Raw genomic sequence first — 15,372 nt, 5'->3', positions numbered from 1 at the left:
ACCCTAAAAAATAGGTTTTATGGCTTCTAGACGATACCAAAAAAGGCGTTACGGCGCAAAGGTCAAAGTAATGTGGAACAAGTACGGATATTATGTGCTTGGAAGGAATTCAAAGCGTAAGGTGTCCAAGGCTGCTGCGCAACGTTATTTCAAACGTTGGAAGGTCTTGAGAAAGTATTGGTCAAAGAGATATAACGCAAAAGTTTATCATTTAGGATAATGGCAAAGAAAAGAGCTTGGCGTAATGGAGATGTTCTCTTAAAAAGGGATTCAAAAGGTCGTAATATAGATATTGCGCTTTTTAAAAATAAAAAATGGGTGTATTCCAATTTTTATTTTTGGCGAATTGGTAGAAACCATCATAGGAAAGTACATACGTTTAAGAGCAAAGGCTTTTCTTATTCAGTGTACGTTAGAAAGTAATTAAGTTGTTGTACATAGGGAATATTTTAAATTTCTAATTATGAAAAAGCTCTTGGAATGGTTGAGGGGTGGCATTATCAAGGATGTGGGTAGCATTATTGATGATGTTGTGACGACAAAAGAGGAAAGGGACGTATTAAGGAATCGTCTTGTAAACATGATTTTGCAGCATTCCTTGGAGTCCGATAAGTTAAAGGCTGCCATAATAGAGGAGGAGGCAAAGGGCAATGGTCTACAACGTTCGTGGAGGCCTATTGTCATGTTGGCCTTTGCCTTGGTCGTTGTTTTTCAATACTTCCTTTATCCTGTTATAAAGTCCTTCAATCCAGAACTTCCAGAACTTCCCCAATTGGATAGGCCGTTCTGGGATTTGTTGATGATAGGTATAGGCGGTTATGTTGTTGGCCGTTCTGCGGAAAAGATTGTACCCCAGATTAATTTTAACAAAAATAGGAAGTAATGCAGGTATATGGCGCAAAGGGTGTTACTGGCAATTTTGTCAGGATAGGCAATGGAAGTCCCCAAGACCCATCGGTATGGTTGGGAACGGAGGCGCAACTTGCCTTGGTCAATCCCCGTGACCAACATACGTTGTACATAACCACCGATGGGGGTGTAAGCGCTGAAGGTCAGGTCTATGATTTTCTTAGCGGTGTGGTTGCCCCTGTTGTTGGTGGTGGTGGCAACGGGGATGTATGGTTGAATACCTTGACGGGCGACCTTTACAAGAAAGAAAATGATGCTTGGGGCTTGCTCATGAACATAAAGGGCGCACAGGGTGACCAAGGTGTGCAGGGTGTTCAGGGTGTTGCAGGTGTTAACGGAATAGCTGCTATTGTCACATCGGTCGAAACATTGAACATTGCTGGTGGTGTTGATTCTATAACCGCACTCCCTGCTGATGTGGATGTGAACATTACAAAATTGGATTCTTTGGTTCTTTTTGACGGCTTCATAGATGGTCTTACATGGAACGATAGCCAAGTACAGTCAAGGGCTGGAACTCTGACATTATCGGGTCTTGCGAACGCTGCGGGAAGAAATACACCTTTTCGTTGCCATGCGTACTTGAATTTTGGGAGCAGTGTAAGGTTCTTTCCAATGGTAATAGGTAATGATTTGAGTATACAGGTTCATCATGATGATGTCAATCCAGCAGGGTTGACCAATGCAGCGAAGACAATTTATTTTTCTGGACATTATATGATTTGATATGGGAATAGATTTAAAAAAACATGTTACGATTTTATTGTTCGCACTAATGTTTTTGGTGCATGGTCTTTTGAGCAGCCAAACATTGAGTGTCGGCAATAATCCGATAAGCGGGGGCGTTTCCCCTGATGGTGCTTTCGATTTGCCGAATAATGAGCTTAGTATAGGCACACAAACGACCAATGGGGATTTTGAGAACGTTCTAAATACGCTTAAATTGGTCGGTTCACATGTGGTCAATATTGCATCCGATACCAGTTATGACCATGAAATAGGTACAGTCCTATGGTTCACCAATAACGGGGATGGAGGTCTTACCATCCAACCCGATTCGGGTGTTACGGGTTTCAATGCTTTTTCCGTTGTTTCCCCTTCGACCGTTCTTTTGAGAAAGAACGGCGCTGATAGTTGGGAGGTATTGGGAACCTTTGGGGCTACATCGCAGTTGTACAAAGGCCTGTCCTATTCTTCGGTGAATTCTGATTATACCATTACTTCAAGGGATTTTGATGTTTCGGAAAAAAGGGAGATTGTTGTTAGTTCCGCATCGGATGTTACCATCACCGTTAATGATGTTGCAACGGAAGGGGAGAGTGTTATAATTTCCAACAAGGGCACTGGTACTGTTTTTGTTGTTGAAGGTACTGCGGACATCAACGCCGAGGGTGGTGATGCCTTTCAGATTGCACGATATGGTTATGTAAAGTTGGTCAGATATGTTGCTGATTATCAACCTCGTGGTACTTGGTCGGCCTATACGCCTGTACCGCCTGCCACTTATACGATAGCCAATGCGGTAAATCCAAATGATGAAGCGGATAGTACGACGGGCTTTACCGTTGGCGCAAATGCGACATTGGCAACTTCTACTGGAACCGTTGACAACGGAACATATTCGTTGCATGTTCAGATAACCAATACAAGTGCCGTCAATACTGAAATAAAGGCCTCTACTACAGGGGTGGTCAATGGTGATAATGTGACCATTACGTATAGGGTCTATCGTGGTCAGAGTGGCAATGCGGGAAACTATTTTGCTAGGCTCCAAACTGGCGATGGTTGGGTTTCATCCGACCAAGATGCAATCAGTAACGGCGATACGGGTGTTTGGAGCGATATAAGTTTGACCGCCACGGCATCACAGGACAATCCCGACATACAGATTATGCAGTCCAGTACGGTTAGTGGTGTCAACGATATGTATTTTGATAATCTGGTTATAACAAAGAATTGATGAAAAGGATTTTATATATATTTCTGTTCGTGGGTTTCCTTTCATGTGGTCAGGAAACCATTGTTCTGAATGAATTGAAGGCTTTCCCTACTGCTATTGGCGGTGGAAAGGATGCTACGGGAGGCCGTGGCGGTGATGTTTATTTTGTCACGAACCTCAATAATAGCGGTTCGGGTTCATTAAGGGAAGGTCTTGCATCTGGAAACCGTACGATAATATTTAGGGTAGGGGGTACGATTGAACTTACCAGTAATATAACGGTCAATTCCAGTAACATAACCGTTGCTGGCGAAACGGCACCGGGCGACGGGATTGCGTTGCATGGTGGAGGTTTCTACCTAATGGGGGAAAACTACATAATCCGCCATATGAGGTTCAGGGGCGGTGATGGCCTTGCATCTGATAACGATACGTTCAGGGTTCAGAGCCAGTCAAACGTTGGTACATGGGAAAATTACATTATAGACCATTGTTCCATAAGTTGGTCAAAGGATGAAAATTTAGCAATCGAGACTGGTCGTGATGGTGATGTTTCCGTTAGTGGTTTTACGGTGCAGAACAGTATCATTAGTGAGGGCTTCAACGGTAAGAACATGATTCTCTGGGGGCGTAACATTACCAATGTCTCTGTTATGCAGAACTATTTTGCGAATACTGCGGAACGGAGCATAGAATCCACGGTTGCACAGAATGTCATCTTTGAGATGGAGAACAACGTTGTCTATGGTTATTCGGCAGCTATGCGGATGGTCGTACAGAATAGGGGGGATGTCGTCGGAAATCTCTTTTACGATGGATGGGCAAACCAGTTTTTGGAGTCCATAAGGATGGAGGACTGTAATTCGGGAAACTGTCCACCTAGTGGGATAACAAGTGCTACGGGTACTTTGCTTTATAATGACGACAATATTTACAATGGTGGTGCTGCAACGGTACATACAAGGTTCAATAGTTATCTTTCAGGCTCCCACATATTGGACAACGGCTATACGCTTTTGTCATCGGCACAGGTCGAATCGGTTGTAATGTCCAATGTCGGCGCTCGTGTCGGGATAAGCGGGGTTGATGCCCTTGACCAACATATGCTAGATGATTATGATAATGGCAATACTGGCGGTTTTGTTTCGAACGAGTCCCAGACAACGGGACTCCCAACGCTTTCAAGTGGAACGCCCGATACCGATACGGACAATGACGGGTTATATGATTGGTTTGAATCGGCTCATGCAACGGATAGGAACGCTATATCTACGCAGTTTACTTTTACAAAAAAGGTTGGTGGTACAGCGTATTACGTAAGCAACGTTGGGGGTTATACCAACCTTGAGGTACAGAACCAACTAATAGCAAGTGATTTTGATTATTTGCTTGTCAAAGGAAATGATCCTGGGGACAGTTCCTATACAATAACAAATGAAGGTGTGTTGCCCGTTACAAAGAAGCGGGAGGAAATTTTGACGATTGATTGATATGAGGGATTTGGTTTTTAGTTGGTTGGTCGCCATTGTTTCTATTGAAACTGCGTTTATAGTCCTTTTCGGGTTTTTCCATGAATGGACTGAGTACGTGACCAATACAATGGTTGATGTGATGTTCGTTGTATTGCTTCTGTTGGGTACGTTCTGGCACAGGAAAATCCTTTTTTTTAAATATAGGAGGAAACCAAAAAAAAGTGTATAGATATGAATTGTAATTGCAATAAGAACATAGAGGGACTTCATCAGGTCGTGTGCTCCCTTAAAAAAAGATTTGATACTGAGGTTGCCCCTAACGAGGTTATAATGACGGGTTCTGAATTGGCTTCCTATATGGCCGATGCCAATAACAGGAAGTTCCTTTATGGTATTTTGAATTGTGGTGTCGGGACCACTATAGATTTAAAGCTGCTAGGGGGCTGTGATTTCCAGATAGTGGAGAATACGCAAATAATAGTCTTGATTGATGAAATAGAGAATATAAGTGCTCCGCAAAATGCATTTTTTAGGGGCTATGAGCTTAGCCTTGTGACAAGTTGATTACTCTTTCTTTTTACTCATTGTGTTTGATTGAAAAAGCCCCTTTATGGGGCTTTTGTTTTATGGTAGTTCCGGAATATATTTTGTGGTTATGTGGTTTATTATCGCTTGTGCGAGGTTCTTTTTGTCCGTATTGTAGAATGCTGCCAGCATCCTTAGTTTTTTAATGGTCTTGGTGTCCAAATCAATGTTTATCCTGTTCGGTTCCTCTGGTTTTTGGATAAATTTTTCAATGTCGATTTCTTTGTTGAACTCCTGCATTTTGGAAAAGAAGTTATCTTCTGTTTTCATTTGAGTCATTTAAATTTTTTGTTCGTACTAAGATATTACTTTATAATTAATGTAGCCAATATACTAGGGTTCCCACGTATTACACAAAAACCCTCGTTCAACTGTGGTTTTAATTGTTAAAGCATTGAACAAACACCGTACCATAATTTATTTTTGTATATATCATATATATAGTGTATATTGCATTAACATTAAAAAACTTTATAAAATGGTAGTAAATGTAGTAGGTGCGATTAGAACCGTATCGGATGTACAAAAATTTGATAGCGGTTTTGAAAAGCGCTTTTTGACAATTGAAACAGTTGAGCAATATCCCCAGAGATTTCAAATTGATTTTTTGGGTGACCGTATGGAAATGCTAAATAAGATTAAGGAAGGTCAATTAAAAAAGGTGACGGCCAATCTACGTGGAAACGAGGTTGTTGATGAAAATGGACAAACTCGATATTTCTTGAATTTGGTAGGTTTTAAACTAGAGGATTTTTAAAATGAGTGCTCATTTTCAAATAGACCAAGAAATTTGGTTTCTTTTAAGTGATGTCCCTGTTAAAAGGGAGGTTGTATCTATAACTAAAACAGAAGAGGGTGTTAGATATGGTTTAAAACCCTTATTTAGTACTGCATCCCCGCATATTAGGATGCATAACTTTGTTTCGGATACTAAAGAAGGGTTGAGGGAAAAGATTTTTTCTTAACTTTACCCTGTCTACATCATTCAGGGAATTTAAGCCTCGCATTATTGCGGGGCTTTTCTTGTTTATATTGTAATCTTTCTTTTAGCTTTGTTTTAAAATCATGATTTATGCATTGCGTTGAATGTGGTTGTAAAATTTCAAAAAGGGTGTATGATTTTTCAATTCTCAATTATGGATATCCATTATGTAGATTCCATCAGGATTGGATTGAAGAAAAGAAGGATTCTTCTACCAATCATGCTTTGAAATTGTATTTGGCTCTTAGAAAACGTGGTGTTAATGCGGAACTTGAAAAGTTCGATGGTCACAAGCATATAGATATTGCTGTTGTTGAAAGTAAGATAAATATTGAAGTGGATGGTAAACAGCATCGAAATAGTAAAAAGCAAGCTCTTTCGGACTTAAAGAGAACTTATCATTCATTTTTGAAGGGCTATTATACCTTAAGGGTTCCAAATGTTTTGGTAGCATCTGACTTGGAGGAAACAGCTGATTATATTTTTGAGATTGTTGAGGAGTCAAAAAAACAACAATTGAACTCCAAGCCCAAGCACCCGAAAAAAGGTTTACATCTCAAATAGTTTATCGTCCCGAAGGGCGATAAAACAAATATTTGGCCTCGCACTTGTGCGGGGCTTTTCTTGTTTATATTGTTGCTACCAATAATGTGGTTATAATTGATTTTTCCCAACTAAAATTTTCTCTAAAGTAAAATCTAGGGCAATTCTTTTCACCCCAAGATGATTTTACTATAGTCTTTGAGTATATTATTCCTTTTTCTTTTAGAATTTGTTCTATAATTTTTCCCTCATCTTTTGAAGCTGTAAAAGATTTTATGTCCATTTGAATGTATTCCATCGTAGTAGTTATTTAAATATAAGTTACTAATTTTCAGTGACTTAATCTATTTTTTTAACATTTTTTTTTGCCCGAAGCGGAGCGAAGTGGCAAAGTAATTCTTTCCTTTTGGAGCGAAGCGGAAGTCCCAAATTTTACCGTCTCGATTGGCCGTTTACGGCCATCGGGACATACTGAAAAACTTCCCGCCATTACTCGCACACTTTTTTAGCTCGAAGGAACGCCGAGCGTTAAGAAAAAGTGGAGAGGGCGGGTACACCTATCTTATGCCCAAAAAAGTCGCTGAAAGCGGCTTATTTTGGCTATATGGTGTATATCTTGTATATCTTTCTTAAAATCCATGATTGTACTTCGAATATTTCAAAAAGCCAAAAATTGCTTCTTTTGCTGCTCTTTTTTAGAACCTTGGAAATCACATTCCAGAAAATTCAAAACACGCCCTAAGTAACACGTGTTGTCGAATTGCATTTGTGCAACCTTTTTTTGATTAACCCGTTGATTTTCAGGGGAAAAGCTTTAAATGTTAAAATTGGTTTTTTTAGGGTGTGTCAAATCTCTGGGAACGCCTAAATAACAAGGTTCTTCCAGAGGATTTACACTTAACTAATTGATAGTCAATTAAATAACCTTAAACTATTGATATTCAGTATATTACATAATATACTGATTTACAGATATATACATTATACTTAATGTATTTCTTGTATATATCAGATATATGATATAATATTGTTTCAGCAAACGTTCTTTGAAACCCTGTATTTGTCCATTGGTTTAATGTTTCAAAATGATTGATACGATAACACTAAAAATTAAACCAATGTTAGTTGAAAAAATAGAAAATTTCTGTTTAACGAACAGAAAAACCGAAAAAGGAAATTTTAAAAAATCCTTTAGGGAAGGCTTTGGCGCATGCTGTAATGTCATTATTTCCATCATTGAAAATGATAAACAAAAAAAGGAAAATTCCGAAATTGGCTATGATTCCTTAACTGGACTTGGCTATGTTGAGGCTTCTAAAGAAAAATCGTTAGATAGTAACCACATTAAATCTATTCAAATTGAAGCCTTGCATTATTTGGTTAAGGAAGCTATTACCATAAAATACACTCTTAATCAACATCAGTTTGAAAAACCAGATGTTGATTTGGATAAGAAAGAGTTTGAAATTTTAATTATGAACTTTCTAAAATCTTATCGGTAATGGTCGAATTCTGCGCAGGTTTTATTGCTGGAGTTCTTTTAATGAAGGATGAAATTAACAAACTTTTGGATTCATTTGATTTTGAGTCCGAACAAAACTCTAACGATGACTAGCATTCAAAGAAAACTTTATTTGCTGAATAAAATTCAACAAATAGAAAAAGCTTTGAAATCCTGTACCAACGACAAGAAATATTTTTCTTTGTAATTTCAGTTGGATTTTTGTCAAAAAGAACTGCAAAGACTTGGCGGTTAAAAATTGGGATTATAGGCCTGACCTCTTAAGGATGCGTCTTTCCTTGGTAGGTAAACGACATTTGACAAAGGAAGAAATTGATTTTAAGTATTCCTTGACCGATGAAATACCACCAAGGATTGAGAACGACGAACCAATATTTTGACTTACCTAAAAAGTCGAAATGTTAAAATTCTTTGTCAGCAAGGAATTTAAGTTAATATTTGTACTATAATCCATATTATGTAAAATAGATTATTTTCTTCCATTTTTTCATCTATGGTTTTTTGTCAATGGCATGTTCATCAATATATTCCTTTAGTACAGAAGCTTCAGGTCCAATGTAATGAAACCGTTCTGCCCAATCCAGTCCGTATGGCTCACCAATTTCTCTGTCCGAAGGTACACCCCGTAGTCGTTGCGAATCTTTATCCAAAACAAAATGTTTGATATAGTTTCGATTGGCGGTTTCATCATCGTTTCCAAGAATGGGCAGATATTTTCCCTTATCCGCGAGACTTTTCTTTAACCTTGCACCAGCCTCTCCACCCGGCCCTTGGGTTACAATCGCAGCATTTGCTTCTATTTTACGGTCTATGGTTTGGCTAGTTTCCACTATTCTATTGACGAGTTGTGGTCCTCGGGCAAAATAATAGCGTTCTATGACCGAATGTGGCGTGAGTCCCGCTTCAAAATGTTCTGGATAATCTAAGCGCCCCCCGGACATCCATCTGGCCGATTCCACCGCCATAGCGGTAATGTAATGGTCCGGGTTTTCTTCATAATGCCCCCATGGATCATACGTAACAATGGTATCCACCTTTAGCAATCTGAACAAAAAAATGAGTCGCGCCCTTAATTCCTGAATACTGATATTGTCCATTCTATGATTTCTATACCCCAGATCATACACTTTGGACATTCCAAGAACCTTGGCCACACGTTCATTATCTTTTTCGTTGAACTCCTGAGGTGTCTTTCAGAAGGAAAAAAAACAATCCATCCATTTGAAAAACAGCATTTTCTTGATCCATAGAAGAACTTTTCGGTAATCTTTGGCAAGGCCGTTCCCGAAACTGCACTTCCCTAATGTCCAAACAAAAAAAGCACCGAATAAATCGGTGCTCAACATCTTCTTTTTCGAAAACAATTATAGCTCTATCTCCTCTGTTGTACCGTCAGGATACGTAAGGGTTGCAATATTATCACATTCACCATCACCAAAATCAACATTTACTTTTAATCCATTTTTAGCAACATCCATGCTTCCTGTGGTTACATATTCACAGCCCAATCCACTTTCAAGATCCTGTGTAGTTTCAATACTATATGTATGTCCTTCGGCCGTTATGGTCCAATTACCTGATATGCTAAAGCTGAAGTTCTCCAGATTTTCTCCAAAAGAGAAACCAAAAGTTTTTGTTCCAACTTCGGTAATCTCGCTTTCATCTTCCATCACTACGGTCATTTCGCTGGTAACTGTAAAGGACAATGTGCCTTGTTCAGCATCACTACTGATTGTAAAGGTTTTGGTTCCATTTATCTTAATACTTCCCACGTAAAAATCGGAATATGCTGCTGTAAACGCAACAGTTTCTCCTTCATTTATATATGTTACCGTTAGGCTTCCATTAATATTTTCTGTCCCATTCAGCACACAATTGTTAAATGTGGCAACAAAGCCACTTTGTGAATACTCAACGGCGTAACAATCGTTGGTTTTTTGGGTTGATTTCCCAGCAGCGGCATTCGAATAAAGTTCTGCCAAAACGGTATCAGCCGCTCCGGTAACATCATCGGTTTCCAATATGGTCTTAAGCTCGGCCTGCGTCAACTTCTGGTCAACATCCAAAGAATTGGCATCTTCACTACATCCTTCTATAAACAATAAGGCAAATCCTAAAAAGGCAAGTATCGAGGTTGTTCTAACAAGTTTATACATTCAACTTTAGTTTTGGGGTTATGCAACGCTAACGGAAACTGATTGTATTTAGTGTCCAAAAAACCGATTTATCGATGAATTACTCTTTTTGAGAAAGCCTCCAGTTTTGGCCAACCCTCATATTTTTATTAACATTTCTGATTATTTGCTTTCGTGAAAATTGTTTTATTTTACCTAAAAAATAGTTGGAAAAAGATTGCATTATGAAAATTTTAAAGTATCCTACCCTCCTTCTCCTTGTATTATGTTTGTTTTCCTGTAGTTCTGATGATGACGGAGAAACGTCACAATTGAATTCAGAAGTTATCGGAATATGGGATTTGATCGAAGTCAATGTAAGTTCGCCCCAAGATATAGACAATGATGGCAACTCTTCTACTAATTTAATGGACGAACTGGACTGTGTTATGGGAGCTTTGCTTATTGATGGTGACCTTGTGTGGACTCTGGAACAATCCATTGTTAGAATCACAACAATTACTGGTGGTCAGTTTGTAGCGGAATGTGGAGGATCCAATAATTTTACGGGAACTTGGAATGCAAATGAAACTTCGGTTTCCTTCAGGGGCGACAATGCTCCAAGTCCATTTCAAATTGTGAACGGAAGATTGGTTGACCAGATTGGGGAAGATTTACCGGGTATACAAAGCTTTGTCTATGAACTAAGGCAGTAATTTTTCATAAACAATATGATCTATCGAATTCTATATATTTTTGTTTGCCTTGGTCTTACCCAAGTATTCGCCCAAGTCCACCCCATAAAGATTGAGGAAAAAAAGGGTAAAAACCGCATTACCTTTTATGCCGTAAACGAATCGTACACACCGTATGATGTTCTTTTTGAGGTAAAGGGAAAAAATTTCAGACAGAGCGCTGCCAAACCTAGATGGGTTCATGTACCAGCTACAGCTAAGGTCAACCTAAAAACCATCATTCTTTTTAGGGACAAGCAACCCGTTTATACTAAAAGTATAAAGGTCAATGACAGTCTTTCGCGAAGGGCCCTGAAAAAAGAATACGAGAAACTTGATATTCCTCCTCCTAAAATTAAACCGAAGAAACAGATTACCATTTATACCAGTTCCAAATGCCCATCCTGCGACAGTATCGTTTCCAAGCTTGTACGCGATAATTATCTGTTCAGAAACGTTTCACTTCATGAGCAACCCGAAGTAAAAGAGCAACTGGGTAAATTTTTGGCCAAGTCTCCAATACAAATGGACTCCGTTTCCAATCCTATTATCAGTTTGGGTGGGAAACTGTATAGCTGGATTACTTCTTATGATCAGTTGCAAGAAGAATTAAACAAGGAATAGAAATTCTACTGCTTTTTTTCAGCAATGATAATCCACATTTGTTTATCATCTTCACGTTCCCATTTTCCATAATTTGGTGTCTCTGAGATTATGGTGAACCCTGCTTGTTTCAGTTCCTTTCGAACGTATTCAGGGCTCAATGAATGCGCTCTGACGTGTTCTTCTCTAGATTTGCCCCTAACCCGTTCTTTTAGTTTTTCCAAAACCATCACCCTTCCATTAGGTTTAAGTGATTTTTTAATATGTCGAAGTATTTTTTCATGAGAATCCATTTCATGATAAGTGTCTATCAAGAACACCATATCCAGCTCTCGTTCAGGCAACTTGGGATCATCATAATCTCCTAAAATGGTAATGATATTTTTGATATCACGTTTATTGGCATTTTCTCTTAAGGTCATTAAACGGTCCTCCCTAACATCTACAGCGTAAACTCTTCCGCTTTTTACTTTTTTAGCCAAGTGAATACTCAAATATCCTTCATGGCAACCAATATCAGCTACCTTGTCCCTTTCCTCCAAACCTGCCATTTGCAACAGATTTTCCGTTTGCATCCAAGCATCGCGATCCTTCCAATCTTCCTCACTGTACTGGGCGTTTAGGCCGAACAATGATATCAAACTGGAAAAAAGGAAGGAACGAAATGTTTTCTTGTACATTATCAATCTAGGATAAGCCCTTGTCCCTCTATCCATGGAGCACCAGCTGCTTTAAGTTCTGTCTCAAGAGCTGGCAAAGTTGTTTTGACCATGGCGTTCAGCTCTTTTTTAATAGTATTCAACTGGTCTTGCGCCCGTTTCATTGCAGCTTTATGGTTTCCTGTTGGCCCATATGTGTTCCCAAGAGCTACCTGACCGATAAAACTTCCATCTTGTGGTGAAGGTGGGGTCTTCTCCCCTACTTCATTCCTTGCTGGACTGCCGTTCATTTGCTTATTAAGCTGTTGTAATTGTGTTTTGGCAGCATGGATTTTGGAAGAAAGCGAAGCACTTGGTCTTTCCGCTTGATCCATGGCACGTTTCATAGCATCTACTTTTTCCAAGCCTCTGCTCAAAACGGTGTTCGTTGATAGTAAATCTTGCTGGAAATCCTGGTACATTTCTCTGAAACCATCTATTTCAGAGGTAGGTTTGGCCGGTAGGGCACCTTTTGCCAACGGTTTGACTTCGAAAGTCTGGCTTTGCGAAAGTTGCTTTAATTCACCATTGACACGTTGGTACAGTTCAACCGAATATGTACCCGGAGTAGCACGATAAGGGGAGCCAAAAAAGTCATCATCGTCATCACTTTTCGGATTTTTTAGCTTAATTCCTGTTCTATCTGCATAGGTAAGGTTCCAAGAGGCTCTATTGAATCCTTTTTTATTGATTCCTTTTACGGTATTGACCACATTGCCCTTACTGTCTTTCACCAAAAGGATAATTGCAGGTTTCTCCTGATTTTTCTCATCCTCCAATGCTTCCCATCCCGGGAAACCTACGTTGCTTTTTTGCTTATTTAAGTTTTTCTCTTTCTCCTTTCTAATATCCTTCTTCGATTTTATTTTTTCAGGTAAATAATACGTGAACGTTGCACCATAATCTGGGTTTTTGGCCGCATATTCTGAATTTCCTTGTCCATAAACTTCATCTTTTTCAATATACCAATATGCTGGTCTTACCTTAAAAAGTTTGGCTTGACTCATGGTTGAAGCATCAAAGTCTCTCAAGGCGGAAATATCATCCAACACATAAAATCCACGTCCGAAAGAGGCTGCTACCAGATCATTCTCCCTACGCTGAATGGTAATATCCCTAAAAGATATTGTTGGAACACCACCTTCCAATTGCATCCAAGAAGTTCCTCCGTTATTGGAGAAATAAATCCCATATTCGGTCGCCACAAACAGTAGCTCTGGTTTCACATGGTCTTGAACAATTCTCCAGGTAATCAGTTTTCTGGGAAGATTTCCATTGATAAAGGTCCAGGTTCTTCCCTTATCGGTACTTTTTAATAGATATGGTTTAAAATCTCCTTCTTTATGATTGTCCAATACTAAATAAACAGTGTTTGCATCGTAGAGATCAGCCCTAACATCGTTTACAAAAGCCCGGTTTGGAACTCCTTTAATGTTGCCCAGCATTACCTTTCTCCAGTTGTTACCTCCATCTTCGGTAACCTGTAGAATACCATCATCTGTTCCGGCATAAATCAATCCTTCTTGAATCGGTGATTCCGCTAGGGATGTTATAGTGTTATAATTGGACATGGCCAAAACATCCCAAGGATTGTCCCAGCTTTGTTGACGACCCATGATTGGCAAGGCCAATCGTTCTTCATTTCTAGTCAAATCTCCAGAGATGGCGGTCCAATCGTCTCCCCTATTGTCAGATTTCCAAACTCTGTACGATGCAAAATACAGTCTTTTGGGATTGTGCGGACTAACGAGTATTGGAGCATCCCAATTAAAGCGCTCATGAGGCTCACCTGCAGATGGCTGTGGCTGGATAAATACTGTTTCACCGGTGGTCTGGTCTATTCTCCAAAGCCAACCTTGCTGAAACTCACCATAGGTGATATCTGGATTGCCTGGCTCGGTTGCAGATTGATGCCCATCCGCCCCAAGGGTTACCCACCAGTCTGAATTGAGAATTCCTGCCTTGCTTCGGGTCCTGGAAGGTCCTCCATGTGAGCCGTTATCCTGCGTTCCTCCATAGATATTGTAAAACGGCGCTGAATCATCAACCGCTACTTTGTAATATTGAGTGATGGGCAAATTTCTAAAATAACGCCATGTTTTGGTCAAATCGTAAGATTCATAAAGACCACCATCGGTTCCAAACAAAACGTAGTTTGGGTCAGATTCTTTAAAGGCCATTGCATGACTGTCCACATGCTTTTTATCCTCATTCATTTGAACAAAATGCTTTCCGTGATCATCTGAAACTTGGACGTAATTGCTCATTAAATAAAGCTTCCCTTCTTGATGGGGCGACGCATAAAGTTCTTGATAGTAATGTGGACCTGTTCCACCGCCAACTGCATCGGATTGTTTTGTCCAAGACGCCCCTTGGTTTTTGGAGATATAAACTCCACCTTTTCGACGATCCAATTCTATAGCCGCATAAATAACTTCATTATTGAAAGGTGAAATGGCCAACCCTATTTTTCCAAGGTTAGATTTTGGGATTCCAGTAGTCAATTTTGACCATGTATCTCCGCCATCAGTGCTTTTATAAATTCCTGTACCTGGTCCTCCTCCAACGTAGGCCGCCACAGTTCTGTGTCTATCCCATGTTGCGGCATAAAGTACATTAGGGTCGGTATGGTCCAAAACAATATCAGTAACCCCAGTCCATTCATTGTCACCCAATGTTTTCTTCCAGGTTTTACCTCCATCCGTGGATTTATAAAACCCTCTTTGGCCGCCTTTGCTCCAAAGCGGACCTTGTACCGCCACCCAAATGATATTTGAATCCCCAGGGTGAACAATAATCTTGGAAATATGCTCGGATGCCTTGAGGCCCATATTTTTCCATGTTTTTCCTTCATCATGGCTTACATAGATTCCATCTCCGAAACCAACATGGCGTCCACCAACATTCTCACCGGTACCTACCCAAATAGTACTTGGATTATTTGGATCGATGGTAACACAACCAATGGAGTAACTTGATTGCTTATCAAATATTGGTTTCCATATAGTTCCCGCATTTATGGTTTTCCAAACTCCACCCGAGCCAACGGCCACGTACCAAACGCTTTCATTCTTGGGATGAATGGCAATATCTGCTATTCGACCCGAAGTCAACGCCGGACCAAGATTTCTAAATTCCAGCCCTTTAAATGTGGTTGAATCTGGCTTTTGAGAGAATAACTGTAGGGAAAAAACAAAGATTAGGACAAAGCTACATTTAGTGTAGAATTTCATAGGTTTTAGCTTTAGTTGAATTAGCATTGAAAGATAAC

At 39.6% G+C, this 15,372-nt stretch carries 16 protein-coding genes and 1 pseudogene; 11 read left to right on the top strand and 6 right to left on the bottom strand.

The genetic code is table 11. The annotated features are described in order from the left end of the window. Positions 1-19: 19 nt before the first annotated feature. From E4661_RS02270 to E4661_RS02245, 6 genes are all read left to right on the top strand, one after another. Positions 20-220, top strand: coding sequence for a hypothetical protein (locus E4661_RS02270; protein WP_136465196.1), 201 nt, complete (start codon positions 20-22; stop codon positions 218-220). 243 nt (positions 221-463) lie between these two features. After that, entirely contained in the window at positions 464-883 is a 420-nt protein-coding gene (locus E4661_RS02265; protein WP_136465195.1) for a 3TM-type holin, read from the top strand. After that, a complete protein-coding gene (locus E4661_RS02260) occupies positions 883-1,635 on the top strand; it encodes a hypothetical protein (protein WP_136465194.1) in 753 nt (250 codons plus the stop codon). Before E4661_RS02265 ends, E4661_RS02260 begins: the two co-directional genes overlap by 1 nt. A gap of 1 nt (position 1,636) precedes the next feature. Next, positions 1,637-2,869 carry a hypothetical protein gene (locus E4661_RS02255; protein ID WP_136465193.1) on the top strand — a complete coding sequence of 411 codons (1,233 nt, stop codon included), beginning with the start codon at positions 1,637-1,639 and terminating at the stop codon, positions 2,867-2,869. Then, the gene (locus tag E4661_RS02250; protein WP_136465192.1) at positions 2,869-4,338 is read left to right on the top strand and encodes a hypothetical protein; all 1,470 of its coding nucleotides are present in this window, start codon (positions 2,869-2,871) and stop codon (positions 4,336-4,338) included. The genes E4661_RS02255 and E4661_RS02250 overlap by 1 nt, the downstream gene beginning before the upstream one ends. A 213-nt stretch (positions 4,339-4,551) precedes the next feature. After that, entirely contained in the window at positions 4,552-4,884 is a 333-nt protein-coding gene (locus E4661_RS02245) for a hypothetical protein (RefSeq protein WP_136465191.1), read from the top strand. A gap of 60 nt (positions 4,885-4,944) precedes the next feature. Here the strand turns inward: E4661_RS02245 and E4661_RS02240 are convergent, their stop codons facing one another. Next, entirely contained in the window at positions 4,945-5,175 is a 231-nt protein-coding gene (locus tag E4661_RS02240; RefSeq protein WP_136465190.1) for a hypothetical protein, read from the bottom strand. A gap of 208 nt (positions 5,176-5,383) precedes the next feature. Here E4661_RS02240 and E4661_RS02235 point away from each other — a divergent pair, with 208 nt between their 5' ends. Both E4661_RS02235 and E4661_RS02230 read left to right on the top strand, forming a co-directional pair. After that, positions 5,384-5,662, top strand: coding sequence for a DUF3127 domain-containing protein (locus tag E4661_RS02235; RefSeq protein ID WP_136465189.1), 279 nt, complete (start codon positions 5,384-5,386; stop codon positions 5,660-5,662). Positions 5,663-5,977: 315 nt separating this feature from the next. Beyond that, positions 5,978-6,451 carry a DUF559 domain-containing protein gene (locus tag E4661_RS02230; RefSeq protein WP_136465188.1) on the top strand — a complete coding sequence of 158 codons (474 nt, stop codon included), beginning with the start codon at positions 5,978-5,980 and terminating at the stop codon, positions 6,449-6,451. A gap of 64 nt (positions 6,452-6,515) precedes the next feature. Here E4661_RS02230 and E4661_RS02225 read toward each other — a convergent pair whose 3' ends face one another. Further along, positions 6,516-6,728, bottom strand: coding sequence for a hypothetical protein (locus E4661_RS02225; RefSeq protein ID WP_136465187.1), 213 nt, complete (start codon positions 6,726-6,728; stop codon positions 6,516-6,518). A gap of 787 nt (positions 6,729-7,515) precedes the next feature. On the opposite strand from E4661_RS02225, the gene E4661_RS02220 reads away from it, so the two are divergent. Beyond that, positions 7,516-7,932: a hypothetical protein gene (locus tag E4661_RS02220; protein WP_136465186.1), complete on the top strand. Its 417-nt coding sequence runs from the start codon at positions 7,516-7,518 to the stop codon at positions 7,930-7,932. Between the two features lie 511 nt (positions 7,933-8,443). Here the strand turns inward: E4661_RS02220 and E4661_RS02215 are convergent. Beyond that, positions 8,444-9,115: pseudogene (locus E4661_RS02215) on the bottom strand (PIG-L deacetylase family protein); the annotation flags it as partial. Between the two features lie 201 nt (positions 9,116-9,316). Beyond that, positions 9,317-10,108: a hypothetical protein gene (locus tag E4661_RS02210; protein WP_136465184.1), complete on the bottom strand. Its 792-nt coding sequence runs from the start codon at positions 10,106-10,108 to the stop codon at positions 9,317-9,319. A gap of 203 nt (positions 10,109-10,311) precedes the next feature. On the opposite strand from E4661_RS02210, the gene E4661_RS02205 reads away from it, so the two are divergent. Then, on the top strand, positions 10,312-10,782 hold the full coding sequence (locus E4661_RS02205; protein WP_136465183.1) for a hypothetical protein: 471 nt from the start codon (positions 10,312-10,314) through the stop codon (positions 10,780-10,782). Between the two features lie 15 nt (positions 10,783-10,797). Continuing rightward, a complete protein-coding gene (locus tag E4661_RS02200; protein ID WP_136465182.1) occupies positions 10,798-11,424 on the top strand; it encodes a hypothetical protein in 627 nt (208 codons plus the stop codon). Positions 11,425-11,429: 5 nt separating this feature from the next. Here the strand turns inward: E4661_RS02200 and E4661_RS02195 are convergent, their stop codons facing one another. Beyond that, positions 11,430-12,119 (bottom strand): class I SAM-dependent methyltransferase, encoded by a 690-nt coding sequence (locus E4661_RS02195; protein WP_240751392.1) that lies wholly within the window; start codon positions 12,117-12,119, stop codon positions 11,430-11,432. Next, positions 12,086-15,334: a WD40/YVTN/BNR-like repeat-containing protein gene (locus E4661_RS02190; protein WP_136465180.1), complete on the bottom strand. Its 3,249-nt coding sequence runs from the start codon at positions 15,332-15,334 to the stop codon at positions 12,086-12,088. Before E4661_RS02190 ends, E4661_RS02195 begins: the two co-directional genes overlap by 34 nt. Positions 15,335-15,372: the final 38 nt, after the last annotated feature.

The organism is Flagellimonas onchidii (assembly GCF_004804315.1).
In the GTDB taxonomy this organism is placed as follows: domain Bacteria; phylum Bacteroidota; class Bacteroidia; order Flavobacteriales; family Flavobacteriaceae; genus Flagellimonas; species Flagellimonas onchidii.
This window is presented reverse-complemented; position numbering and strand designations above follow the sequence as displayed.

Bases quoted from the DNA above. Each gene is read 5' to 3' on its own strand.
- E4661_RS02270 (WP_136465196.1), top strand. From the start codon at position 20: ATGGCTTCTAGACGATACCAAAAAAGGCGTTACGGCGCAAAGGTCAAA.
- E4661_RS02265 (WP_136465195.1), top strand. From the start codon at position 464: ATGAAAAAGCTCTTGGAATGGTTGAGGGGTGGCATTATCAAGGATGTG.
- E4661_RS02260 (WP_136465194.1), top strand. From the start codon at position 883: ATGCAGGTATATGGCGCAAAGGGTGTTACTGGCAATTTTGTCAGGATA.
- E4661_RS02255 (WP_136465193.1), top strand. From the start codon at position 1,637: ATGGGAATAGATTTAAAAAAACATGTTACGATTTTATTGTTCGCACTA.
- E4661_RS02250 (WP_136465192.1), top strand. From the start codon at position 2,869: ATGAAAAGGATTTTATATATATTTCTGTTCGTGGGTTTCCTTTCATGT.
- E4661_RS02245 (WP_136465191.1), top strand. From the start codon at position 4,552: ATGAATTGTAATTGCAATAAGAACATAGAGGGACTTCATCAGGTCGTG.
- E4661_RS02240 (WP_136465190.1), bottom strand. From the start codon at position 5,175: ATGAAAACAGAAGATAACTTCTTTTCCAAAATGCAGGAGTTCAACAAA.
- E4661_RS02235 (WP_136465189.1), top strand. From the start codon at position 5,384: ATGGTAGTAAATGTAGTAGGTGCGATTAGAACCGTATCGGATGTACAA.
- E4661_RS02230 (WP_136465188.1), top strand. From the start codon at position 5,978: ATGCATTGCGTTGAATGTGGTTGTAAAATTTCAAAAAGGGTGTATGAT.
- E4661_RS02225 (WP_136465187.1), bottom strand. From the start codon at position 6,728: ATGGAATACATTCAAATGGACATAAAATCTTTTACAGCTTCAAAAGAT.
- E4661_RS02220 (WP_136465186.1), top strand. From the start codon at position 7,516: ATGATTGATACGATAACACTAAAAATTAAACCAATGTTAGTTGAAAAA.
- E4661_RS02210 (WP_136465184.1), bottom strand. From the start codon at position 10,108: ATGTATAAACTTGTTAGAACAACCTCGATACTTGCCTTTTTAGGATTT.
- E4661_RS02205 (WP_136465183.1), top strand. From the start codon at position 10,312: ATGAAAATTTTAAAGTATCCTACCCTCCTTCTCCTTGTATTATGTTTG.
- E4661_RS02200 (WP_136465182.1), top strand. From the start codon at position 10,798: ATGATCTATCGAATTCTATATATTTTTGTTTGCCTTGGTCTTACCCAA.
- E4661_RS02195 (WP_240751392.1), bottom strand. From the start codon at position 12,119: ATGGATAGAGGGACAAGGGCTTATCCTAGATTGATAATGTACAAGAAA.
- E4661_RS02190 (WP_136465180.1), bottom strand. From the start codon at position 15,334: ATGAAATTCTACACTAAATGTAGCTTTGTCCTAATCTTTGTTTTTTCC.